The organism is Paenibacillus psychroresistens, from assembly GCF_009728935.1.
Taxonomy (GTDB): domain Bacteria; phylum Bacillota; class Bacilli; order Paenibacillales; family NBRC-103111; genus Paenibacillus_AC; species Paenibacillus_AC psychroresistens.
The window spans coordinates 6,468,577-6,493,945 of the sequence record NZ_CP034235.1 but is presented as its reverse complement, the minus strand read 5'-3'; the positions used below and the strand labels follow the sequence as shown (position 1 = coordinate 6,493,945).

Annotated in this window: 20 protein-coding genes; 17 read left to right on the top strand and 3 right to left on the bottom strand. The window is 40.7% G+C overall.

Features of this window, described 5'->3' with window-relative positions; genetic code table 11:
- Positions 1-40 precede the first annotated feature (40 nt).
- From EHS13_RS29445 to uxaC, 9 genes are all read left to right on the top strand, one after another.
- Positions 41-2,161, top strand: coding sequence for an amylo-alpha-1,6-glucosidase (locus EHS13_RS29445; RefSeq protein ID WP_155703803.1), 2,121 nt, complete (start codon positions 41-43; stop codon positions 2,159-2,161).
- A gap of 67 nt (positions 2,162-2,228) precedes the next feature.
- Positions 2,229-3,554, top strand: a complete 1,326-nt coding sequence (locus EHS13_RS29440) for an ABC transporter substrate-binding protein (protein WP_155703802.1) — start codon at positions 2,229-2,231, stop codon at positions 3,552-3,554.
- A gap of 96 nt (positions 3,555-3,650) precedes the next feature.
- Positions 3,651-4,547, top strand: a complete 897-nt coding sequence (locus tag EHS13_RS29435) for a carbohydrate ABC transporter permease (protein ID WP_227013586.1) — start codon at positions 3,651-3,653, stop codon at positions 4,545-4,547.
- Between the two features lie 11 nt (positions 4,548-4,558).
- Positions 4,559-5,392 carry a carbohydrate ABC transporter permease gene (locus tag EHS13_RS29430; protein ID WP_155703801.1) on the top strand — a complete coding sequence of 278 codons (834 nt, stop codon included), beginning with the start codon at positions 4,559-4,561 and terminating at the stop codon, positions 5,390-5,392.
- A 192-nt stretch (positions 5,393-5,584) separates the two neighbouring features.
- Positions 5,585-5,926 (top strand): hypothetical protein, encoded by a 342-nt coding sequence (locus EHS13_RS29425; protein WP_155703800.1) that lies wholly within the window; start codon positions 5,585-5,587, stop codon positions 5,924-5,926.
- Between the two features lie 79 nt (positions 5,927-6,005).
- Entirely contained in the window at positions 6,006-7,556 is a 1,551-nt protein-coding gene (locus EHS13_RS29420) for a bifunctional GNAT family N-acetyltransferase/carbon-nitrogen hydrolase family protein (protein ID WP_155703799.1), read from the top strand.
- A gap of 101 nt (positions 7,557-7,657) precedes the next feature.
- Positions 7,658-9,337: an alpha-L-rhamnosidase-related protein gene (locus EHS13_RS29415; protein ID WP_155703798.1), complete on the top strand. Its 1,680-nt coding sequence runs from the start codon at positions 7,658-7,660 to the stop codon at positions 9,335-9,337.
- A 60-nt stretch (positions 9,338-9,397) separates the two neighbouring features.
- Complete coding sequence (locus EHS13_RS29410) at positions 9,398-9,970, top strand: TetR/AcrR family transcriptional regulator (RefSeq protein WP_155703797.1); 573 nt, start codon at positions 9,398-9,400, stop codon at positions 9,968-9,970.
- Between the two features lie 73 nt (positions 9,971-10,043).
- The gene (uxaC, locus tag EHS13_RS29405; RefSeq protein ID WP_155703796.1) at positions 10,044-11,444 is read left to right on the top strand and encodes a glucuronate isomerase; all 1,401 of its coding nucleotides are present in this window, start codon (positions 10,044-10,046) and stop codon (positions 11,442-11,444) included.
- A 13-nt stretch (positions 11,445-11,457) separates the two neighbouring features.
- Here uxaC and EHS13_RS29400 read toward each other — a convergent pair whose 3' ends face one another.
- On the bottom strand, positions 11,458-12,345 hold the full coding sequence (locus EHS13_RS29400; protein ID WP_162463308.1) for an AraC family transcriptional regulator: 888 nt from the start codon (positions 12,343-12,345) through the stop codon (positions 11,458-11,460).
- A gap of 69 nt (positions 12,346-12,414) precedes the next feature.
- A complete protein-coding gene (locus tag EHS13_RS29395; protein WP_155703794.1) occupies positions 12,415-12,765 on the bottom strand; it encodes a winged helix-turn-helix transcriptional regulator in 351 nt (116 codons plus the stop codon).
- A gap of 179 nt (positions 12,766-12,944) precedes the next feature.
- Here EHS13_RS29395 and EHS13_RS29390 point away from each other — a divergent pair, with 179 nt between their 5' ends.
- The 3 genes from EHS13_RS29390 (at position 12,945) to EHS13_RS29380 (ending at position 15,812) form a co-directional block, all read left to right on the top strand.
- Entirely contained in the window at positions 12,945-13,691 is a 747-nt protein-coding gene (locus tag EHS13_RS29390) for an SDR family NAD(P)-dependent oxidoreductase (protein ID WP_155703793.1), read from the top strand.
- 138 nt (positions 13,692-13,829) lie between these two features.
- A complete protein-coding gene (locus tag EHS13_RS29385) occupies positions 13,830-15,566 on the top strand; it encodes a glycoside hydrolase family 2 protein (protein ID WP_155705552.1) in 1,737 nt (578 codons plus the stop codon).
- A 60-nt stretch (positions 15,567-15,626) separates the two neighbouring features.
- Positions 15,627-15,812 carry a hypothetical protein gene (locus EHS13_RS29380; protein WP_155703792.1) on the top strand — a complete coding sequence of 62 codons (186 nt, stop codon included), beginning with the start codon at positions 15,627-15,629 and terminating at the stop codon, positions 15,810-15,812.
- Between the two features lie 393 nt (positions 15,813-16,205).
- On the opposite strand, the gene EHS13_RS29375 is transcribed toward EHS13_RS29380, so the two are convergent.
- Entirely contained in the window at positions 16,206-18,413 is a 2,208-nt protein-coding gene (locus tag EHS13_RS29375) for a discoidin domain-containing protein (RefSeq protein ID WP_155703791.1), read from the bottom strand.
- Positions 18,414-18,635: 222 nt separating this feature from the next.
- Here EHS13_RS29375 and EHS13_RS29370 point away from each other — a divergent pair, with 222 nt between their 5' ends.
- The 5 genes from EHS13_RS29370 (at position 18,636) to EHS13_RS29350 (ending at position 25,293) form a co-directional block, all read left to right on the top strand.
- On the top strand, positions 18,636-20,420 hold the full coding sequence (locus tag EHS13_RS29370) for a sensor histidine kinase (protein WP_155703790.1): 1,785 nt from the start codon (positions 18,636-18,638) through the stop codon (positions 20,418-20,420).
- 2 nt (positions 20,421-20,422) lie between these two features.
- Positions 20,423-21,973, top strand: a complete 1,551-nt coding sequence (locus EHS13_RS29365) for a response regulator (RefSeq protein WP_155703789.1) — start codon at positions 20,423-20,425, stop codon at positions 21,971-21,973.
- A 131-nt stretch (positions 21,974-22,104) separates the two neighbouring features.
- Positions 22,105-23,442 (top strand): ABC transporter substrate-binding protein, encoded by a 1,338-nt coding sequence (locus tag EHS13_RS29360; protein WP_155703788.1) that lies wholly within the window; start codon positions 22,105-22,107, stop codon positions 23,440-23,442.
- Between the two features lie 83 nt (positions 23,443-23,525).
- Positions 23,526-24,458 carry a carbohydrate ABC transporter permease gene (locus EHS13_RS29355; RefSeq protein ID WP_155703787.1) on the top strand — a complete coding sequence of 311 codons (933 nt, stop codon included), beginning with the start codon at positions 23,526-23,528 and terminating at the stop codon, positions 24,456-24,458.
- Positions 24,448-25,293, top strand: a complete 846-nt coding sequence (locus tag EHS13_RS29350) for a carbohydrate ABC transporter permease (RefSeq protein ID WP_155703786.1) — start codon at positions 24,448-24,450, stop codon at positions 25,291-25,293. Before EHS13_RS29355 ends, EHS13_RS29350 begins: the two co-directional genes overlap by 11 nt.
- The last annotated feature ends 76 nt before the right edge of the window (positions 25,294-25,369 follow it).

Here is a 25,369-nt window from a genome sequence, read left to right as displayed (position 1 = left end):
CCGAAACGTTTCGGAAATAATCAACTAGAGGTGATTTTCAATGGAATACAGGGTAATTAAAGAAAATGATCTCTTTCTCACTACAAACCCCAATGGTGATATCCCGCATAATAATCCCACAGGCTTAGGTTTATTTACTAAAGACACCAGGTACTTAAGCAGAATGGAATTTAGAATTAATGGAAAGCAACCGGTGCTATTAACTTCTCAGGCAGACGAGAATTTTTTAATGACATTTTTGTTAACCAATGTACCCGGTGATGCTAGCGAGAAGCTGCCGCTCTGGAGAGAATCAATTGAATTAAAACGTACAAGGTTTATCTATGATGGTGTTTTATATGAAAGCGCTACCTTCACAAACTATTATCCCAAGGAGCTTGAGTTTGAATTTTCCAGCCAGTTCGATGCTGATTTCAATGACATGTTTATTGTACGCGGCTTCTTGGGAGGCAAGGTAGGGGTAAAAAGACAACCTGCCTATGAAACGGGTAAGCTAACTTTGAACTATGAATCAGCAGATGAGGTTGCAAGAGAAACGCGAATTCAATGGGATAGCAGTGAAACGAAATACGAGGAATGCGGCATTGTCCACTTTCTCATAAAGCTTGCGCCACGAGATTCAAAAACGATCTGCTTTTTTATTGTTCCCTTTCATAATGGAGTTGGAGCCATACCACTTCCCATAGATGAGGCGCGCCATTTATTAGAGCAATCCTATGTTTCATGGAACAAGCAAACTACCCAACTGAGTAGTGACTCTCCTATTCTAAGTCGGCTTTATTATCAAGGTGTTCAGGATATGCGTGTATTGCTCACGGATCTTGGATTTGGCACATTTCCAGTAGCTGGACTTCCCTGGTATGCCGTACCTTTTGGGCGAGATAGTCTGATTGCAGCTTTACAAATGCTAGCGGTTAACCCACAGGTAGCACGTGGTACTTTGCTGACTATGGCCCATTATCAAGCAACCAAGATAGAGGAATGGCGAGATGAGCAGCCTGGTAAAATCATGCATGAAATTCGTTACGGCGAGCTTGCTAATACCAATCAAATTCCATTCACGCCTTACTTTGGTTCAGTGGATGCTACGCCGCTTTTCCTACTGCTGCTAGCTGAATATTTTGACTGGACGGAAGACATTCTGCTCGTTGAGCAGTTAATGCCTCAATTGGAAAAAGCATTGGATTGGATCGACATCTACGGGGATGAGGACAAGGATTCTTTTGTAGAGTATCATCTTAAATCATCCAAAGGCATTGCCAATCAAGGCTGGAAGGATTCAGCCGATTCTATCGTCCATGAGGATGGAAGCTATGCCAAAGCGCCTATTGCTCTGGTTGAAGTTCAAGGCTATGTTTATCAGGCCAAAACCAAGCTAGCTCCCATTCTCAGACTTCTAGGGAAGACTATCCTTGCGGATAAGCTAGAGCTTGAAGCAGCCTTAATGAAGGAGTCGTTTGAATCGGCATTTTGGATGGAAGACCACAAGTTTTATGCCATAGCATTGGATGAAAATAAAAAGCAGGTACGCTCGATCACGTCAAACCCAGGTCACGCGCTAATGTCAGGACTTATGGACCCAGCAAGAGCCGTACATGTGGCCAAAAGATTGGTAGCTAAAGATATGTTTAGCGGATATGGCATTCGTACGATGAGTGATCAATCTGCAGGGTACAATCCTATGAGCTACCATGATGGAAGTGTTTGGCCTCATGATAACTCGATGTGCTTACTTGGCTTAAGCAGCAATGGTTTTCATGAAGAAGCCAATCAGGTTATCGAAGGTTTGATGAAAAGTGTTGCAGGCTTCGAGCATTACCGACTTCCCGAATTGTTCTGCGGTTATAGTGCAGATCATGGCATGCCAGTCCCTTATCCGGTAGCATGCTCGCCGCAAGCTTGGGCTGCGGGCACACCTCTTGTTTTCATGCAGGTCATGCTGGGTATTAAACCAGATGCAATTAACAAAAGCATTTTCTTAAATCCTTCCCTACCTAAGGGAGTCAATGAACTAACGATTGATAATTTATACGTTGCTCAAGGTCGATTGTCTTTAACAATTAAACGTCAGTCAAACGGTACTTTAACCATCGATATTTCGGCTAATTCAACGGGGTACCGGATTGAAAGCGGCCAATCGACCGCAGCTGTATACAGCTAGAGCAATGCAACAATCTTGTGTTGCTTTAATTGCATAAATAGATTCATACTAATGGGAGGTATTAAAAATGAAAAAAAGAATCTCAGTAACACTCGTTTTTATTATGGCGTTATGTTTGGTTTTAGCTGCCTGCAGCAAAAAAGACACAGCGAGCACAAGCTCACCAGCCCCAACTACTGCTCCAGCTGCTTCGACAACTCCTGAAAGCGCTGCACCAGCTGAAACAAAGGCTCCTGTTGAGCAGACGACAGTAACCTTGAACGGTTGGGGATCATCACCAGAAGAGCAAACGCTATTACAACAAGTTTTAGATGAATTTCAGCAGAAAAATCCTGATATTAAAGTAAAGTATGAAGTTATTGCAGACCAGTATATGGACGTTATCAAGACTCGTTTAATTGGCGGTACAGGGCCAGATGTATTCTATCTGGATGCTTTTGAAGCACCAGCTCTAATTGCTAAGAACGTAATTGAGCCGCTTGACTCCTACGTACAAAGCGACTTTGATGTTGCTGACTTTGAGCAACCATTATTAGAAGCATTTAAAGCGGACGGCAAAACATATGGCTTTCCAAAAGATTATTCTACACTTGCCTTATTTTATAATAAAAAAATGTTTGCCGATGCGGGAATTACAGCACCACCAGCAACTTGGGATGAGATGCTAGAGATTTCGAAAAAGCTAACAAAAGGCAAAACTCAATACGGATTTGGTGCTGCTCCTGAGCTAGCACGTCAAATGTTCGTGCTTAACGCTTTTGGCGGTAAAATTTCAGATCAAGATGGCAATGCAAGCTTCGCATCGCCTGATAGCTTGAAGGGCTTGCAGGTGGTTATTGATCAGCATCTTAAAGACAAAACCTCTGCACAGCCATCTGATGTAGGCGCAGGGTGGGGCGGAGAAATGTTCGGCCAAGGCAAAGCGGCTATGGTCTTGGAAGGAAACTGGGCGATTCCCTATTTGCAAAGTACTTTCCCTGCTATTGATTATGCTACTGCTGAAGTTCCAACAATTAATGGTAAAAAAGGCACAATGGCATTTACAGTTGCTTACGTAATGAACAAAGCATCGAAGAGTAAAGATGCTTCATGGAGATTGCTTTCTTATCTTACAGGTAAAGAAGGAATGAAGACATGGACCAGTAAAGGCTTTGCGCTTCCTACTCGTAAATCAGTAGCAGCTGAGCTTGGCTTTGACAAGGATGCACTTCGTGGTGCTTTAGTTGCTGGAGGATCTTATGCAACTCCGTGGCAAGCGGGCAAAACATTGCCAACGATCATGACGAATTTCAACAACCAATTTGTCAGTGCATATCTGGGCTCGCAAACGCTTGATGCTGCAATGAAGAAAGCTCAAGAAACGGCTAACAAAGAAATTAAAGCAGCCCAATAATTCGCAATCATCTAAATAGTTTAGCAGCAAAGCAAGGGATGGCTTATCCTCCCTTGCTTTGTAACTGTTACTGACCCTCAGAAGGAGGTCCCAACAATGAAAACGACAGTACGGAAGCACAATCAGCGTAATACGTTTATGGGTTACTTTTTTATGTCACCCGCGATTATTATTCTTTCCGTATTTTTTATATTGCCTATTTTATTTGCTGTATTTCTGTCTTTTACAAAAGCAGAGCTATTGGGGGACGTGAGCTTCACCTTCAAAGGAATCGATAATTTCACAAGAATGTTCGATGATGAACGTGTGATGATTGCCTTAAAAAACACAGCACAATATGTGATTATTGTTGTACCGCTGCAGACTTTTTTAGCCTTAATTCTGGCTTCCGCTCTCAATGCCAAAATAAAATTTAAAAATGTGTTCCGTGTGCTTTTCTTTCTACCTACGGTTACCTCTTCTGCTGTATTAACCCTGATGTTTGTTTGGATATTAAACAGCCAAGGCTTGCTCAATGAGTTCCTGCAGTGGGTTGGCTTGCCTACATACAACTGGCTCGGAGACCCGGCAGTAGCATTAAAAGGAATTATGGGAATGAACATTTGGTCTACGGCACCAACCTTTATGGTTGTATACTTAGCCGCTTTACAGGATGTGCCGGATTCATTATATGAAGCCGCTGAAATGGACGGAGCAACTTGGCTGCAGAAATTCTGGCGAATTACCGTACCCATGTTAAGACCTGCCACTACGTTTGTTGTGATTATGGGGATTGTCGGAACTTTTCAGCTGTTCGATCAAGCTTACATTTTCTCTAACGGATCGGGTGGTCCTAACAACTCGACCTTAACTGTTGTACTTTTGGTTTACCAATATGCTTTTAAAAATTTGGAAATGGGCTATGCATCAGCATTAACTCTAATGCTGGCATCTGTGATTATGGTTGCTACCTTATTGCAGCGCCTTGTATTTAAAGAAGAAAAGTTGGACTAGGAGGCGAGTTAATGAATTTATCCAAAGGTAGACAATCTAAAGGCGTTTTATTGTATGTGATTTTGATTTTCTATGCAGTTATTACGTTAATTCCTTTTCTTTGGGCACTTTCTTCTTCATTTAAGACACTGGGCGAGATCGTTTCGGGCAGCATGAGCTTTATCCCCCAAAAATTCACATTTGAGAATTATAAAACGATTTTTTTGCAGGAGCCGCTTTTTTCGCGTTGGTTGTTTAATAGTGTACTTGTTGCTTCTATTGTGACTTGCTTTAATCTATTGTTCAATTCAATGTCAGGATATGCCTTAGCGCGAATCGATTTTAAGGGGAACAAATTTTGGTTTTTTATCGTCTTAGCTGTTCTCATGATTCCTGGGCAAATAACGATAATACCGCTTTATTTAATTATTAAGGAATTAGGCTGGTTAAACAGTTATGAGGGGATAATTGTCCCTGGATTAGTAAGTGCTACTTTCATTTTCATGATGCGGCAGTTTTTTCTTAGCTTCCCGAAGGAGCTTGAAGAAGCAGCGGAAATTGACGGATTGGGTCGGATTGGCACCTTTTTCCGTGTTGTCATGCCGTTGGCAAAACCTGCTTTAGCTGCACAAGCGATATTTATTTTCTTAGGTGCCTGGAATGACTTTTTAAGACCCTTAATATTAATGTCAGATAAATCGATGTTTACGTTACCTTTGGGGCTCAATACCTTTAAAGGCCAATATATTTCATTCTGGAATTTAATCATGGCTGCTTCCATGGTGTTCACGATTCCAGCTCTGCTGGTTTATGCCTTTTTCAATCGTTTCTTTATTAAAGGGGTTACGTTTACTGGGGGCAAATAAGAGTAAGGATTCGCGATCCAATAAACTAGCTTTATGAAGTGTTTGAAGCCAAAAGGGGTAGTCGAATTTTAAATTTGAAATATCCCTTTTGTACTTGGTTATAGATTGTGATTTCCGGGGATACATTTTATAATTAAATTAATGGATATCAGAAGAAATAATTATGGAACGACGTAAAGAGGCGGAGATTGAATGAGTAAACGGATGGCTAAAACCTGGGAACAAGAGCAAGAAATACTGGAGCAGATGAGGCAAGATGGAGTACCGGATGAAGATTTGGTTGTAGATGATATTCTGAGCGAGGAAGACGGCATTTTGTTGGTTCGCAAATCAACACTTACCTATTTGGCGGGTGACTATTATTTTGGCGTTAGTTATGAGATGTGGCAGGATGCGGAGATGTATAAGCAAGGAATTTATGGGGAGTACTTAGAGGACGAGGATGAAATAGCTTACTGTATTCCGCTTGTTGGCCAGGATGATGGCGAAGCGATGGAACAGTTCAGATTAGCTTTAGCAGAAATTAAAGAGTAGTCTCTCGTTTCAGATTAACATCGGATGGGTAAATAATTAAGTCACCCGATCGTTACTAATAGAGAGAAGGATTTAATATATGTCAATTGTTGAGATCAATCAGTTCGAGAAGAAAATGGAAATACGCAACATTCAAACCGAAGATATAGATGCTATTCTTGAACTTCAGGCCATTTGTTTTGCTGGGATGATTCCTTGGGAACGTGCACATTTGGAAAGCCATCTGGAGATTTTTCCGGAAGGGCAGTTTTGTGTTGAATACGATGGTACAATTATTGGTTCATGCTCGAGCCTACTCGTGAATTTTGATGAATATGATGATCGTCATACTTGGGATGACATCACAGATGAAGGATACATTCGCAATCATGACCCAGAAGGGTTTAACTTATATGCAATTGAGGTAATGGTACATCCGGAATATCGCAGAATGAAGATTGGTCGTAGGCTGTATGAAGCAAGAAAGGATTTAGCCCGTGAATTGAATTTAAAGAGTATTATTCTTGGCGGGAGAATTCCTAATTATCACCTACATTCAGATAAAATGACACCGCGCAAATACGTTGAAGAAGTCGTACTTCATAATATTTATGATCCAGTGTTAACCTTTCAATTATTAAATGGTTTTACTTTAATGCGGATTAATAAGAATTACTTGCCTGATGATAAGGCTTCACAGAAATATGCGACCATTATGGAATGGAACAATGTGGATTTCCGAGCGCATACTAAACGTCATTTTCGTACTGCATTTCCGGTGCGGATTTGTGTGATTCAATATGAAATGAAGAAAATCGATTCTTTCGAGCAATTCGCCAATCAGGTCGAGTATTATACAGCGGTTGCTTCTGATAATATATCTGATTTTGCTGTTTTTCCTGAGTTGTTTACGACGCAGTTAATGTCTTTTTTAGATGAGAAGACCTCGAGTCAAGCGATTAGACGATTAACGGATTTCACAGAACAATATATTCAACTTTTCACCCATTTAGCGTTAAAGTACAATGTGAATATAATTGGCGGCTCTCATATTGTCGAGGAAGATGATCGCATTTTTAATATTGCTTACTTGTTTCGCAGGGATGGAACGATTGAGAAGCAATACAAGATTCATATTACACCCAATGAGCGCAAGTATTGGGGGATTAGCCAAGGAAACGAAGTCAAGGTATTCGATACAGATTGCGGCAAAATCAACATTCAAATCTGCTATGATATCGAATTTCCAGAGATTTCACGGATTGCAGTTGATAAAGGGGCGAAGATTATTTTTACGCCGTTCTGTACAGAGGATCGACAGGGTTATCTGAGAGTGCGTTATTGCGCGCAAGCTAGAGCTGTAGAGAACCAAGTTTATACCGTTATTGCTGGAACAGTGGGTAACATGTCGCAAGTAGCTAATATGGATATTCAATATGCGCAATCGGGGATTTTTACACCATCGGATTTTGAATTTGAGCGTGATGGGATTGTCGGCGAGTGCAACCCTAATATTGAAACCGTAGTAATCGGCGATATTGATCTTGAGAAGCTTAGCAGACAACGCAAGTCTGGAACGGTAAGGCACTTGAAGGATCGTCGTTTGGACATCTACCAGATTAAATATAAAGAGAAATTAGATAAGCATTAAGTATTAGTAGGATCACCCCACATTTAAAGTGTTATAGGCATTGTCCGAGAATCAACGGGTCAACTATAATTAATGAAACAAAATGTGGAGGTAAACCTACAATGACCCCAATAAAAGCAAGCACCAGAGATCCAAGAGTAAGAGATTACGTAAACCCAGTTCGCATCGTGTGGACTTCTAGTGATAATGAGTCGTTTGTGGAGAATAGCGAGAGCTTGCTTGAAGGTAGAGATGGGCAAGCTACGCTTCATTCGAATAATGCCTGCATAATGAGAAACAATGGCAAGCCTGCAAGTATTCTGCTGGATTATGGTAAAGAGCTTCATGGTGGCGTGCAAATTGCCAGCTGGTTTCTAGCTGGGAAGAATCGCACGGCTAAAATCAGAGTGCGCTTTGGGGAATCTGTCATGGAAGCCATGAGTGAGATCGGTGGAGAATATGGTGCAACGAATGACCATGCCATTCGCGATCAAATTATTGAAATCGGTTGGCTTGGCGCAACGGAAATTGGCAACACTGGCTTCCGTTTTGTGCGCATTGATGTAGTCGAAGAGAATACCTTTATAGAATTGAAAAGTGTTCGAGCCGTTTATTTGTATCGCGATCTCGAATATAAAGGCAGCTTTAACAGCAGTGATCCACTATTGAATGAAATTTGGAAAACCGGTGCATATACGGTCCATCTTAATATGCAGGACTATCTTTGGGATGGAATTAAGCGGGATCGCTTGGTCTGGATAGGTGATCTGCATCCGGAAACTTCAACATTGCAAGCTGTTTTCGGCCATAGTGATATCGTACCAAAAAGCCTTGATTTTATCCGTGACCAAACTCCTTTGCCCGGGTGGATGAATACCATTCCAAGCTATTCAATTTGGTGGATTATCATTCATCATGATTGGTACATGCATAATGGGGATTTGGTCTATTTGCGTGAACAGAAGGACTATTTAATTGGTTTATTGGACTTAATTACGGAGCATATCAACGATGACGGGACTAATTCTACTCCCTCTCCGTTCTTAGATTGGCCATCCAGTGAAAATCAAGCTGGTGTGCAAGCGGGGTTACATGGCCTCTTTACACTAGCGATGAAATATGGCGCTGTATTATGTGAGCTGCTTGGCGCTCAATCAGAAGCTGAAAAATATAGAACTACAGAGGCTAAGCTCCGTCAGCATCATCCTCATCATGCGGATAGCAAGCAAGCGGCTGCACTCTTAGCACTAGCTGGAATTATGGATCCGACTGAAGCTAATCGTGAGGTTATTGCAGTTGGCGGCTCCAAAGGTGTATCCACTTTTTATGGCTATTATATGCTTGAAGCACGCGCTAAAGCAGGCGATATTCAAGGCAGCCTTGACTGTATTCGTGAATTCTGGGGTGCGATGCTTTCTTTAGGCGCGACTACATTCTGGGAAGATTTCGATATGGAATGGATGAAGGATGCAGCACGAATTGATGAGATAACTCCCGAAGGTAAAATAGACATCCACAACACATATGGAAATTACTGCTATAAAGGCTTTAGGCATAGCTTATGCCATGGCTGGGCTTCGGGTCCAACTGCTTGGATGACACGTTATGTATTAGGTATTCACATTGTGGAAGCGGGATGCAAGACGATTCGAATAGAACCTCATCTCGGTAATTTGGACTGGGTAGAGGGTACATTTCCAACACCGCAGGGTATAGTTTATGTGAAGCATGTTAAAGGTGCGGATGGTAAGATTCAAACAGAATATAAAGCACCTTCTGGTGTCGCTGTTATTTCCGTATAATGATTTTGCCATCATGGGAACTATCTTGACTTTAATCGAATGATCATTTAACCTACATTCATGAGACATAAAGATGATAATAAGAACGAGGCTATCACCCAAGCAACGATTGAGCTGCTTAACGAAGTAGGTTTTTCGGAAATCTCGATGTCGAAGATCGCTAAGCGAGCTAAGGTATCTGCAGCAACGATTTACGTCTATTTTGAGAATAAGGAGGATATGCTTGGCAAGATGTATTTGAATGTTAAGGAGAAGCTGAGCCAGAGGATGAGTCATGGGATTAATGAATCGACTCCGGTTAAACTTGCATTTGAATTAATTATGAGGAACTTAATGGCGTTTAATCTGGATAATAAAGCATACTTTATGTTCTTAGAGCAGTTTTCGACTTCGCCGCTTATTGATAAGCTGCAGCTGGGAGGAAGCGTTTCGTTGTTCAATCCACTTTTTGAGCTGGTGGAAAAGGGCAGGACTGAGAAAATATTAAAGCCAGTTAACACGCTTTTCATCCTTTCTTTCTGTTATTTTCCAATTACACAGTTAGCGAAAGCCTGCATTAATGGTCAATTAGAAATCAATGAAAAATACCTCAATGAAGTTATTCAAATGAGCTGGGATGCTGTAAAAGCATGACCTGCTCTTTTTTTATTGGGCTCCCATAGCTTATAATGAAATAAATTCAGAAGTAAGAAAGGGAGATTGGTTTATGGGGAGCTTTATGGATGAGAACTTTTTGTTAAAAGGGGAAATTGCCCAAGATTTATATCATAATTATGCGAAAGACATGCCGATTATTGACTACCATTGCCATTTAAGTCCCAAAGAAATCTATGAGAATAAACAGTTTAAGAACTTAACGGATATCTGGTTATATGGGGATCATTATAAGTGGAAAGCCATGAGAAGCAATGGGATCACGGAGGAATTGATTACTGGGAATGCAACTGATCTTGAAAAATTTGAAGCATGGGTCAAAACGGTTCCGATGACATTAGGCAATCCGCTTTATCATTGGTCGCATCTCGAGCTGCAGCGTTATTTTGGAGTCGATGAGATTATTAAGGAAAGCAATGCCGCAGTTATTTGGGAAAAAGTAAATGCTTCGTTAAATAGTGGGGGCTTTGGTGCCAGAGATTTCATTGAAAAATCAAATGTAAAAGTGATCTGTACAACCGATGATCCAACGGACTCCCTAGAGTATCATCTTAAGTTAAAGGAAGACAGCAGCTTTACAGGAAAAGTGCTTCCTTCCTTTCGTCCAGATAAAGGATTAGAGATTAATCGCAGCACCTTCGTTCCATGGATCAAGAAGCTTGAAGGAGCCGCAGAGCAGTCGATTACTAACCTAGACGAGCTACTAATGGCGTTAGAAAAAAGGATTCTTTTCTTTCATTCAGTAGGATGCAGGATCTCAGATCATGCCTTGGACTATGTCCCCTATGCTGAGGCTTCAAAAGATGAGGTCGCTGAGATTTTCCTCAAAGCTATTGGAGGCAATAATGTTACTTTGGAGCAAGAAAAGCAATATAAAACATATATAATCATATTTATTGGGAAAATATATGCCAAGCTGAATTGGACTATGCAGCTCCACATCAATGCTGCACGCAACAACAGTACGAGAATGTTCCAAAACATTGGTCCAGATACAGGCTTTGATTCGATCAATGATAGTCCATTAGCTTATCAATTAGGAAAACTATTAGATAGCTTGGATCAAGAGGATGCACTTCCCAAAACCATTCTTTATTCTTTGAATCCCAATGATTATCCGGTTTTGGCTACGATAATGGGCAGCTTTCAAGGGGGTGGCATTCCTGGGAAAATTCAATTCGGTTCTGCTTGGTGGTTTAATGATACGAAGGACGGTATGCTTGAACAATTTAAAATGCTTGCTAATATGGGGTTATTAAGCCGCTTTGTCGGGATGCTGACGGACTCAAGGAGCTTTTTATCGTATACACGTCATGAGTATTTCCGCAGATTACTTTGCAACTTAATTGGAGAATGGGCGGAGAATGGTGAAATACCCGACGACCGAGAAATGCTAGGGTCTTTCATTCAAGGAATCTGTTACAATAATGCCAAAGAATATTTTCAGTTTTAAGAGAAATAAAGGTTTATAGACTAAAGCTTTTACGGTATGCCGATGCGGTCATACCGGTAATTTTACGGAATATCTTATTGAAAAAGCGGTAATCGTTATACCCGACTAGCTCGGATATTTCGGTTACTGTTTTTGTGTTTTCAACAAGTAATTTGCAAGCTTCTTCAATTCGCAGCTTCTGGAGATAGTCAAACACGCTGATCCCCGTGATCTTTTTGAAAACACTTGAAAAATAGCTTTTGCTTAATAAGGCTTGCTGCGAAAGCTCGTTGATTTGAATCGGGTTTGAGAAGTTGCTGCGCATATATTGGATCGATTTCTGAATTAGCTCGAGCTTATAAGCATCTGGATGTGGCTGATCACGATAGAGATCCTTGTGGATTCTGTAAGTTTTAATGAGCAGCTCGCAAAGCTGCATTTTGAGAATATCAGCATAACCTTCTTGCTGGGCTTCATACTCTTTATGCATGGTTTGAAACAGCTGGACAAAATCTTTTTTTAAGCTCTCATGTAAGATTAAATCGGCCTTATAACCGGTTTCTTCCGGATATAATCCCTTCAACAGAAATAAACCCGTAATCCCTCGCATAATCGGAAGTTCGATCTGGAGATGCTCGATAAAAGCAGGCAGAAACATGCAGTTATAAACCTCAAGCCCATCCGAATTAGCGCGATCATAAGGATAGAAGCAATGAGGGGTATCATAATTAATAATGAAAAGATCGCCTTCTGTTACCGGTATAGTACTGCCATGAACGACATGTATACCTTTGCCGCGATTTACATAAACGATTTCTATAAAATCATGTGCATGCATATGCAGTGCATCATAGTTGTCATAAACATACCTATTAATCGAAAAAGGCATATTTTCAACGAAAAAGTCACTAGAGTGGAGCATGATCATTTTCTCGATGGCAATTCACTCTTTTCCTGTAGAGTATGGCAATATTATTCTAACTAACGAGCTTTAATAATCAGCTACCAAAATTTGCGCTTCACCTTCAGCGAATGTTTTATCTGCATAACCATCCCCCCATTCGCACAGCGATCTGAGAATCGGCTCAAGCGATTGCCCCAGTTCCGTAGTCGAATATTCGACCTTTGGAGGGACTTGATTAAACATTTTTCGACTAATAAGTCCAGCAGCTTCCAATTCTCTGAGTGTTTGAATAAGCATCTTTTGAGTGATACTATGCACAAGTCGTTTTAACTCACTGGTGCGTTTAGGACCTTTGATTAAATAGTATAAAACTAGCCCCTTCCATTTCCCTCCGATAACCTCCAGGGTAACTTCTAGGTTGCAATAATAAACCTTCATGCTGGACAGCCCCTTTCAATCACAATAGTTACTTTTTAGATACTATATAACTTAAAAGTGGGTACTGTTATTATAGTTTCATTTGATACATAATAACACTTGTAAGAAGTATTAAATAGTTTTTTAAAAGAAAAAATACTTGTTGCAAAAAATTAGCTTTAAAAAAGGAGAGTAATAATATGGGTAAGTTTAATGGGAAAGTGGCAGTTGTAACAGGAGGCACTAGCGGTATTGGTCTAGCAACAGCACAGCAGCTTGTTAAGGAAGGCGCACATGTTTTTATTACGGGACGCAGGCAAAGTGAGCTTGATGCAGCGGTGAAGCTGATAGGAAATAATGTAACCGGTATTCAAGGAGATATTTCCAATCTGGCGGATTTGGATAAGCTGTACGATGCAGTGAAGCAAGAGAAAGGACATTTGGACATTCTATTTGCTAATGCTGGAGGTGGATCCATGCTTCCATTGGGTGAAATTACAGAGGAGCATTATGACAAAACCTTCGACATTAACGTAAAGGGAACGATCTTCACAGTCCAAAAGGCATTGTCATTATTCCCCAATAAAGTAGGTTCGATTATCCTGACTGGTTCAATGGTAGGTTCGATGGGGATGCCAGCATTCAGTATCTACAGTGCAACAAAAGCAGCAATTAGACAGTTAATTCGCAGCTGGATTCTTGATTTGAAAGGCACACAAATCCGGGTAAATGTGGTTAGTCCTGGAACGGTTATTACACCAGCTTATGATGAATTATTCGGGACAGAGCTCAATAATGCCATGGAGTATGCCAAGTCGACAACTCCGCTAGGAAGATTGGGAACAATGGAAGATATTGCGAATGCGGTAATATTCCTTGCCTCCAATGAAAGCAGCTATATAAATGGAATCGAATTGTTCGTGGATGGCGGAGCAGCACAAATTTAATTTTTTAAAATAAGCTCTCTTTTACTTTTTAATAGTATTAGTTTACAATGATCTATATATTGCAAATACGCAATGTACATTGTGAATTATATTAAATTGTAACTAGGAGTGAACTAAGTGACTAAACAAACTTACAGAATGGACTATCCACGTCCGCAATTTGAAAGAACCGAGTGGCTTAATTTAAACGGTGAATGGGAATTTGATTATGATGACCAGCAAGTTGGCGATCAGGAAAAATGGTATCTGGCCCATGACTTTAATAAACGGATCCAAGTGCCATTTTGCTTCCAAAGCAGTCTAAGCGGAATTGGAGATACCGGTTTTCATGATATAGTTTGGTACAGAACAAAGGTTGCTTTACCGGAGCAATTTGCTGGAAAAAGAAGCATAATGCATTTTGGTGCAGTGGATTATGCGGCTTGGGTATGGGTGAATGGGCAGCTGGTTAAATATCACGAAGGGGGACACACTCCATTTTCAGTAGATATCACTGAGCAGTTAAATGATGGTGAGAATGTGATTATCGTCAAAGCTCAAGATTTTAGTCGAGATTATACCTTACCTAAAGGGAAGCAATATTGGCTCGAAGAGTCTGCCTCGATTTTCTATACTCGGACTACGGGTATCTGGCAAACGGTTTGGTTGGAGCCACTTGCAGAGACATATTTAGAGAAGGTTAAACTGACCCCAGACATTGATGCCAAAGAAATCAAAGTCAGCACATTTTTTCAAGGAAGCTTGAAAGAAACGTTACATTTGAAAACCATTATTTCATTTGCCGGCACCCCAGTAACAGAGGAAATCATCAAGGTTAATAGCAATGAAATGTCCCGTAGAATTGGGCTTCCTGATTTTAATGATCATGGCAGCGGCCGCTTGTGGTCGCCTGAGCATCCGAATTTATATGATGTAGAGTTTATCTTGCTTGACGGAGATAATGAAATAGACAGAGTGAAAAGCTATTTTGGAATGCGTAAAATATCCATTGAAGCAGGCAGAGTTTGCTTGAATAATCGATTTTATTATATGAAGCTTGTATTGGATCAAGGTTATTTTCCCGAGGGCATTCTGACACCGCCATCGGACGATGCTATTAAGCAGGATGTAGAATTAACGAAGGCCATGGGCTTTAACGGAGCAAGAAAGCATCAAAAAGTGGAGGACCCGCGGTATCTATATTGGTGTGATCGCTTAGGTTTATTGGTTTGGGGAGAGATGGCTAATGCTTCAGATTTCTCAGAAACCTACGTCCGTAGAATAACGGCGGAATGGCAGGAAGCGGTTGAACGGGATTATAATCACCCTTGTATTGTCGCCTGGGTACCGCTTAATGAGAGCTGGGGAGTGCCGAATATCTTAGTTGACAAGCTTCAGCAGCAGCATGCACTTGCTATGTACCATCTGACTAAATCGTTGGATAGTACCCGCTTAGTTATCTCGAATGATGGCTGGGAGCATGTTAAATCGGATATTTGCACCATTCATGATTATGAGAGTAACCGAGAGGTGCTAACAGATCGATATAGCTCAGCTGAAAAAGCGGTTAGCGCTTTTCCTGCAAACAGGTGGATTAATGTGCCCGGTTACCCTTATCAAGGTGAACCAATTCATGTTTCGGAATATGGTGGAATCTCATTCAAAAAAAGTGATTGGGAAGGCTGGGGATATTCCGCTGCGCAAAGTGATGAAGATTTCATTGAGCGTTATAAAGCAGTGACAGTTCCATTGCTGCAATCACCTGTCGTACAAGGGTTTTGTTATACGCAATTAACCGATGTAGAGCAGGAAATCAATGGGCTTCTAACCTATGATCGCAAGCCTAAGGTTGCTTTAGAAATCATTAAACAAATTAACGATGGAAAAGTTAATTAGCTTATAATGATTAAAAACCTCCTATTTAGTTTAATACTAAGTATGAGGAGGTGTTCATTTATGACCATTGAAAATGGTAAAGAAGATGAAATCCCAGCAACCAGCATTCCTGAAATAACACCAAAGGTCTTCCCGGAAGCAGCACCTGTCAATATTCCTGAAATATATCCACCAGAAACCCCAGAAATACCGGTTGCACCGCAATCGCCGGAGATTCCGGGCCGTACTACGCCAAATGAGTTTTGATCAAGGATAAACGGCTTTGCCGTTCTTCCGTAACAAATCGTGCACTTTCATTTGAAAAAGCAGCCCTCGGGCTGCTTTTTTGGTGAATGGACCGTATTTAAAGGGAGGCGTAGCAGAATAACTACAATTAAGGAAGGATATTCGTTATTAGATACACCATTTTCTCTATGTGGGGCTTGCATTCTGGATTTGGCATCATATAGCGAAATTATGGCGTTATCAGAGAAATCGTTTCGTTAATAACGCCATAGTTTCCTTACATCCACTAAAATTCAACACATCACCTCTTGATAGCGAAAATCAGGTATGTAATAGAGAAATTCTTTCCTTAAAATACGAGAACCCCATGAATGTATTCATGGGGCTACTTGATTTAGAAGAGGAATATACCTTCTAAGGATTAACAACTATCTCGGCGAACTGCATGCGATACTGATTAATGTCATTTGGATTAGCTCTTAAGCTGGTTCCATTAATTTTTACATACCGCGCATTCTGGCTGCTGAAGGTAAAGCTCTGTCCGACACCGGCTGGCAAAGCATAACCAGTTTGTGTTGCAACGGTGGTCCAGTTTATATTGTCTGTGGATAGTTGAATCGTGAAATTAATTGGGAAACCATATCCGGTATTAGCCCCATCATTTCTTGGATAAAGTAAGACTTTTGACAAGGCTTGTGAAGTAGTTAAATCAACGGTTACCCATTCTGTGTGGTTTGTAGTGAGACTATTTAAGCTTGACCAGCCCATGGAGCCAGGGGATGAGAATGTCAATCCATCTGTAGCTTTGGCTAGAGCCCAATCTGAGTTAGACACCGCACTGCTTGCTGTAACTGTTTTGTTCAAAGCAAGGTTAGGCGTTACCACATCCAATACGTCTAATTGCATATAAACACCGCTTGTCTTTATCCCTTTAATAGTATGGCTCCCGGGGGATAAGCTCCTGTTGCTGTAGAGCACCTGTTGTGGAATATAGCCCCCAGCGTTCAATGCGCTTACGGTCTGTTTATAGACACCATCGATGTAAATATCAATGTTGCCATAATTGACATCCTTTGAAGTAATGTAATCAATTCCCGTGCTATTGAACGTATATTCAAAATAATTCCCATTAGTCGTTGTATAATGGACATCATTGCTATAATCTCCGACATTGCGACTGCCGCTGTAGCCCCAAGTGCCCGAATAGGCAATCGATGCATCTGTATCGTTTTTCTTAATTACGCCACCCGTACTTCCTCCGCTAGCAACCATTCTAATCACTGTATCCAAACTATCCCAGTTATCTGCCGCTCCTAAAGTAAGTGTTACATTGGTTGCATTTTGTGTAATAGCGACTGCATGCCCGTTTTTCAGGATTGTTGGTGTACTGAATGTCTTGCCATCGCTTGGAGCAGGCAAGGTTAAAACTTTACCGACAGGAGGATTGAGCACATGGATATATTCAATTAAATTATTAGTAGCTTTGGTGGCGACAATTCCATTAGGCAAGCTGTTAAGCGTTGTTCCGCTTGATCTGGCATAGGAAGTGCTGGGAAATACATTTTTCAAAGAAGCGCCCACAGCATTAATATAACCACCTAACGTTTGCAGGCCTGTTTTTACCCCATCTGGCCAAAGCACGCCAAACCCTGCATAATTGCCAGCATTCCACAGCATTCCGCCACCGTTCTGATTAACACCGGCTTCAAGTACAGTGAACCGAAACATATTTTCTGCTGTATTCTTCATTTGATTGGTTCCTGTTGGTGTTGACGCCCACCATTGGCCATCCGTTGTCATTACGGTTGCTGTCTGATTATAGGTTGCTGTCCAAGTGTTGATATCCGCAGGCTGACCATAATATTCCCTCGCGGTATAATCAGTTGTTCCTCCGCCTTGGGAATTTGCAGCATCGCCGGTGCTGCCGTTGCCGACTATAATTCGATTGGAGTTTCCGGCTAGCAAGCTGGTACGAAGCCTTGGTTTATCGATCTTGGTTTGAAAAGGACCATCAAAGACCATATCAATCCAATAACCTGCGATCCCGGTCCCGTATCGATTGCCCATTTCCGTAACTACATCGTTGATGAAATTGTTCCATACTAGATAACCATTGGATGAATCATTCCAGCCTGTAGCTGTTTGATCAGCAACTGTGAAGTCATGTCCATCTGTCACATGAATATATAGCGCTAATTCAATACCATATGGCTGTAAGGCATTAATCAAATCCTGAATGACATCATGTGAGGAGGCATGTCCAGCCCCCCGCCACAGGTTCATTTTTGCACTTGGATACAAGGCATTCATCGCGTAATGCCATCCAGTAAGTGTAACATAATCCACTCCGAACGAATTAACATCCGCGGCAAACTGTGTCGCATTAAAGTTATTGCCCAGCTCATTTAAGTTCAAAGGTATAGTCCCATTCGGATAAATGGTCTGGTTGAAGGAGGAAGAACCATACGTGAAATGAGAAAACAAGCCATAATGACTTTGGGTATACCAATTGTTAGCTGGATCTGCTTGGGACTCCTTAACATGAATGTTTAAGCTGATAAGCAATAAACAGGCTACTAGGGCTGTTAAGCCGATAGTTTTGGAGCAAAAGGCTTTTAACATAAAATTTAACACATCCTTTTCATTTTTGTAATCGCTTTCATTTTTATGATAGCAACATTTAAATATTAAGTATAGCCAGTAAAAATACGATTTTTCCCTAAAATAATACGATTTTTAGCTTAAATTTCTCTGAGATTTATTTAGATAGCGGTTGGCTGTCTCCGACTGTATAATAGAAAATTGTAGATACTAACTGTGTTAAATAATGGGGGGCGGATCACAATGTTAAAGCTGCGAACCGGTCTTTTTGGAAAGCTGAGCTTAAGCCAGAAGCTGTTTCTATATTTGTTTCTCTTAATTATAGTTCCGCTTGTAAGCGCTGCAATAATAATTAACTCCAAAGCTTCTACCGTCATTACTAATAAAACATATGAGAATGTGTTTCAAACCTTAAAACAAACCCGCTTTAATCTGGAGAATATCCTCAAGGAAGTCAACTACTTATCGGTCTCTATTTTTTCGGATGATAATGTGCAGGAATTAATCAAGTTTCATTCCGAAAAGTCTTACTTGGATATGGATAGAACTAAGGTTAAGCTGCAGAAAGCTTGGGGCGGGACCTCATTTAATTCCATTCTAGGCTCCAAACCTTACATCAATTCGATTAGCATTAGCCAGGACAATGAAATTATATATCAAATAGGTGATTTAGTTCAGGAAGATGAGCGGCAATATACTCCTATTGTGACTGAATTAAAAGGCAAGGTATTCTGGACTTCTTTACATCAATTAGACTATTTGCTGCCTAACTCCAAAAACGTAGTTTCTTTACTTCGAGCAGTTAATAATCTCGATACGACCAAACAAATTGCGATCGAAAGAATCAGCTTGGATGAAGCCGTTTTGTCTTCCTTCTATGCTGGGATTAATTCTTGGCTAAAAGGTGAAATTTATATTATTGATGCACAAGGCAGGGTTGTATCTTCACAGGATAAAGCTTTGTTAGGTAAAGAGCTCGGTTCAGAGTCCTACATCCAAAAGGTGCTGGCAGATGAACAGGAAGGGAGCTTTTCGACACGTATTGATGAAGCTTCCTATTCGATCTTTTATTGCAATTTAATGGAGCCTGGATGGCGGCTTGTTCAAATCGTTCCGGAAGGTGAACTGAATAAACAATTAAAGGTCATCAACGAGTTTATTATCATTTGTATTGCTATCTGTCTATTATTTGGGATTTATTTCTCATATGCCCAGAATAAAAGCATCGTAAAACCGCTTAAGCTCTTGGCTAAAGAAATGGGTAAAGTGAAGAATGGTGTGTTTGACGTCCACTTAAAAGTACATTCACAGGACGAAATTGGCAGGGTTAGCCTAATTTTTATTAATATGATCCGACAGACGAAAGAGCTGATTGATAAGGTTTATAAAAGCCAGCTTAAAGAAAAGGAAGCTGAGCTGAAAGCACTTCAAGCTCAAATTAACCCGCACTTTTTATACAATACTTTGGACTCGATTCGCTGGCTTGCCGTTAAAAATAAGGATTTTGCTGTTAGCGAGCAGCTTGAGGTGTTGTCTGATTTATTCCGTCATGTATTGAATAACGGCGAAGAAGTAACAACAATCGGTGAAGAAATCGAGCATTTGCGAAACTATATGTTTATTCAGAACAATAGGTTCGGTGACAAAATAAGCTTTGTGCAACAAATTGATCCGCAGCTGTTTACCCAGAAGACTATTAAGTTAATCCTCCAGCCTTTAATTGAAAACGCGATATTCCATGGCTTGGAGCCCAAAATAGGAAAAGGAACGATTACTTTGACCATTGAGCGAAAAGAAAACAAACTCATCTATGTCATTGCTGATGATGGGGTAGGGATGGATGCAAGCCAAATGACCCGTATCCTGTCCCATCAAATGGAGCAAGAGCATGCCTTCGCCTTGAAAAATATTCATGATCGCATTCAGCTTCGGTTTGGCGGGGATTATGGTTTGACTATAGAGAGTGAGTTTAATATCGGAACAGCTGTACACATCATTATGCCTATAATGTCAGATGAGGGGGAATAGGAATGAAGCTGCTAATTGTAGATGATGAGATTCAAATTCGCCAAGGGCTGCGAGAAGGCATTGATTGGCAGTCTTTGGGGTTTGAAGAGGTGTTTGTTGCAGAGAATGGGATTGAAGCTTTGGAAATTTATCGCTCGTTTCAGCCTGATTTAGTCTTAACGGATGTTCGAATGCCAGGCATGGACGGTCTGGAGCTTTGCCGGAGAATTAGAGTGTTATCCACTGTAACCAAGATAGTCATTCTAAGCGGCTATTCCGATTTTGAATATGCTAAGCAAGCCTTGCAAGCAGGAGTTAGTGAATACGAATTAAAGCCGATTAAACTAAGAAGCTTAATCCAATTGGTCACCCGAATAAAGGATGATATTCTGAAAGAAAAAATAGTAGAGAAAGAGCAGCATAACAACCAAGCCAGGAGATTATTGGAGCGAATGATTTCTGGGGAGATTGCCAATCCTCTCGAAATTAAGCAAGGGCTGTTAAAGTATTATCGTCTTCAAATAGGAGATGAGCTGGTCTGTCTTGCTATTGATCTGGATCACATAGAAAGTCAAGAAATTAAACGGAGGAACGTGAGTGAAGAAGCAAGCGTGTTTCATTATTTACATAAAGAACTCAACGATTTATGTAAAACCATTCAGGGCATCGTTTATGAAAGGTCGCAGAAAGCTTATTATATTCTTGCCTCACCTCGGGATGGGGCAATGATAAAAAGGCAGCTCCCTCTTCTCTTTAGTTCCATAAATGAGCGCTTGAACACTCGATATGGAAAGTCAATATCGATGGGCATTAGCAGCCGTGGCTCACTGAAGAATCTTCAACAACTATTTACAGAAGCGGACCAGACTCTGCAGCGTAATTTATTTCATGGCCGCTGCCATTTTCTTTACTTTGAGGATATTCAGGAATATGCGCACAATAAGCATATTTATGTGCTGAGAGAGAAAGAACTAACCGAATGTATAATCCGTCTGGATTTTGAAGCAGCGCGGATTATTGTCGATGATGAGTTTGCGCGAATAAGTGAGCTTAGAGAGCTGACTATTTTTCAAGTGAAAAGTATTTGCCTGGACTTATTGAATATCTTAATCCATTCTCTGGGCAAGCAGCATGTGGATGTCGATACGAATGAATTGGATCATCTTAGGGTCATGGAAGATTATAAGATGTGGGTGCTAGGGTTCTACAATAGAGTATTCAGTGATCTATACAGCTTGCAAACTACTAAATACAATACAAGCATTACGAAAGCTATAGAGTATTTAAAAAAACATTATTCTTCGGAAATATCTATTGAAAGTGTAGCTGAAATAATCGGTATTACACCTAACTACTTCAGTCATTTATTTAAGAAAGAAACGAATATCCCGTTCAGTGAATTTTTAAATACGGTTCGTATTCATGCAGCAAAAAATTTATTGAAGCAATCCAATGATAAAGTGTATGAGATATCAGAGAAGGTAGGCTTTCAGGATATTAAGTATTTCAATCAAGTTTTTAAAAAAATAGAAGGCAAGTCGCCTAAGGAATATCGCAGTCAGGTTTCACTATAAGTCGTGTAATCCGATTTGATCGTAGTTTTTTCAGTCTATTTTGTAGAATTACAGCCTATCTTGGATTAAATTCGCCAAGCTATAATGAAAGCGTAATCAAATTGCTTGCGATAATAGGGAGGATAAAGAAAATGATTAAGTCAAACAAATTCAAAGCTACTATGGTATTGATGTTGTGCTGCTTTATGCTAGTGATTACTGCTTGCGGAAGCAAGGCTAAAGAAACCGCGGTAGATAGTACTGCAACTGCAGCTCCAAGTACTGCTGCCGCTACTTCAGCTCCAGTTGAAAGTGCTGCGCCAGCAAAGATAATCGATATTAATTTCTATGGCAAAATTGTAGAGTATACCTCGGGCGAGCCTATGGTAAAAGCGCTTCAAGAGGATTTAAAGGATAAATATAAAATCGAAGGCATTCAAGTCGATTGGGGTAATCTTGAGAAAGTTATTAAGACTGGTATTGCTTCAGGAACTCCGGCTGATGTCTATCAATTCTGGCCAGGAAATATGAAAACATTTGTAGATAACAATCAAGCTTTAGATTTGACACCATACTTGGAGGCTGATGGCGGGGCTTGGATGAAGACCTTTACCCCAGCTCTTCTGGATATTGGGAAGTTTAACGGCAAATATTATAATCTGCCGCTCTCTTCGAACTTCGCAACACTTTATGTTAATACCGCGATCTTTGAAAAAGCGGGTGTAGCCGTTCCAGATCAATGGACATGGGAGCAATTCTTAACGGCTAGCAAAACGATTAAAGATAAAACAGGTGCTTTTCCATTCGTTATTTCCAAGGATCTTCAGGACTGGTTGTTCCGCAATGGCCTGCTCAGTGTTGCTAAGAGTGAGAACAAATTGGCTGATCTTGGCGCTGGTAAAATTCCGGCCACAGATCCTATGTTCGCAACAGTACTGACAAGTATCAAACAGCTTTTTGATGCTCAGTACGCTTATCCAGGTGCTGGTGCGATTACAATTAGCCGTGATGAGGCAAAAGCAGCATTCTATCAAGGTAAAGTAGCCATGCTGGCAGAGGTATCAGCTAATGTTAAGGATATTCTAACTAATGCTAAAGATTTCAAAGCAACTGCAGTGGTTTGGCCATCAGTAGGCAAGGATAATGCTATTCTCGGCGGTGCAGACGGATTATTCATTCCAGCAAATGCTCCTCATCCAGAAGCATCTGTAGAAGTGCTTAAAGCTTACTTGGGTACTAAAATTCAAAAAATCCACGCGGACTTAGGATATGCTACAGCAAATGTAGAAGTACAAGTAACAGATCCAACCGTAAACAGTATTATGAAAATGGCTGCTTATATCTATCCAACTGAATTCACTTCATTCAGCCCTAAGATTACGGACTATGTTCAGAAAGAGCTGCTTGCAGCTTTAGTGCTTGGTGGCAAAAGCAATAAAGATATTCAAGAGGCTTTGGAGAAATTAAGACTTGCTGCAGCTGCTAAATAAACAATAAGCTTACTTTTCATGAGATAGGTTGAGCTTAATCTCAGCCTGTCTCATTTTAATATGAAAGAGAAGGTGGATAATACATGAATCCTACTGCAGATATCAAGCCGAAAGCCTTCGTTAAAGCCCGAAGCAAGCTTCATTATAAAACAAGCATAACCGGGATCTTATTTCTCATACCGGCACTAGTTATGATCGCTTATACCATCTTCATACCTACAGTATGGAATTTCATGCTGAGCTTTCAGAAATGGGATGGCTTTAAGATCTATAAATGGATTGGGCTTAAAAACTATAAAGATGTGATGGCTGATGAGACAACGCGAATAAGCTTATATCACTCCGTGTATATTGCCGTACTTTCCACTGTTGTTGCTGTAATAATCGGTGTTATGCTTGCTGCATTTATTTATCGCTTAGGTAAAAAAGAAGGTGCTGTGTACCGTTTAATTCTGTTTATGCCATCTATGCTGCCGCTTGCGATTATTGGTCTCTTATTCTCTTTTATGTTTAGCCCGGAAATGGGCTTAATCAATCAATTCTTACGGTTAATTGGTGCAGGCGCGCTTGCTACGGCCTGGTTAGAGAATAGCCATACTGTACTTCTGTCGATTATTGCGGTTGGGATATGGCGAATTGCCGGGTTAACTATGATGCTTTGTTTTGCAGCGATGCAATCAATTCCTATCTCCTTATTTGAATCCAGTAAATTGGACGGCGCTACTTACTTCAAACAATGGATCCATATTGTGCTTCCACTGATCAAACCAATTATTCAATTGTCTGTCATTTTCACCCTGGTTCTGCAATTCAAAACCTATGACCTTGTGTTTGTAATGACTGGAGGAGGACCTGGCTCCATCTCGAAAACAATTCCTTTGCATATGATCGATACCGCATTCACCTTCAATGAATTCGGCGCATCCGCGGCTATGGGATTCCTGCTCACAATCATTGTGATGCTTTTTATAGTAGTCTTTAACCGTATTCTGAAGGGGGAGCAGTATGAGTACTAAGATCAAACGAAAAGTAGATATTGCAGAAATCACCACCAGCAGAACGTTTCTATTAGTATTCATCATCCTAACGGTCTATCCGATTTTATTCGTAGCTTTGACCTCCTTAAAGTCAACAGAGGAGTTCTATACCAATGTATGGCTATGGCCGAAAAAATTTGCATGGAGTAACTTTCCAAAGGCATTAATCGATGCGCATATCGGTGCTTATTTTATGACTAGCTTGATTGTTGTTGCGATAAGTGTCGCTATTATCCTATTGTTTGGTGCAATGGCAGGCTACGCATTAGCGAGACTTCGAGTACCTTTTACTGGCTTGATTTTATTCCTGCTGTTATCGACTACTTTTTTGCCATCGGAAATGGTCATTATGCCGCTTTATATTATGATGAGTAAGATGAAGCTGCTGGGAAGCTACTATTCGCTAATTATCCCCTATGTAGGCTGGTCCTTGCCCATGACGATTTTTATATTTCATCGGTTTTTTAAAACCTTGCCTATTGAATTATTGGAGTCAGCGAGGATGGATGGATGCACGGAAGCTCAGACCTTTACGAAAATAACCGCGCCGTTAATGATGCCAGCCATTGCCACTTGTGCAATATTCAGCTTTGTTGGACTGTGGGGGGAGCTCCTCTGGGCGTCTATCTCGCTTTCCATGTCCAGCTTGAGGACCATTCCATTTGGTGTGATTTCCTTTAAGTCACAATTTGCCACAGATTGGGGTCCGCTATCGGCCTCGATTACACTCATTTTGATTCCACTTATTATCCTCTTTCTATTTGTTCAGAAATATTTTGTGCAAGGCATTACTGGGGGAGCCGTTAAAGGTTAGCTTTAGTAAATTAATCGGCTTCACTAGGGTTTTTCCTAGTGGAGCTTTTTTAAGGTTTATAGGTCGGGAAAATTAG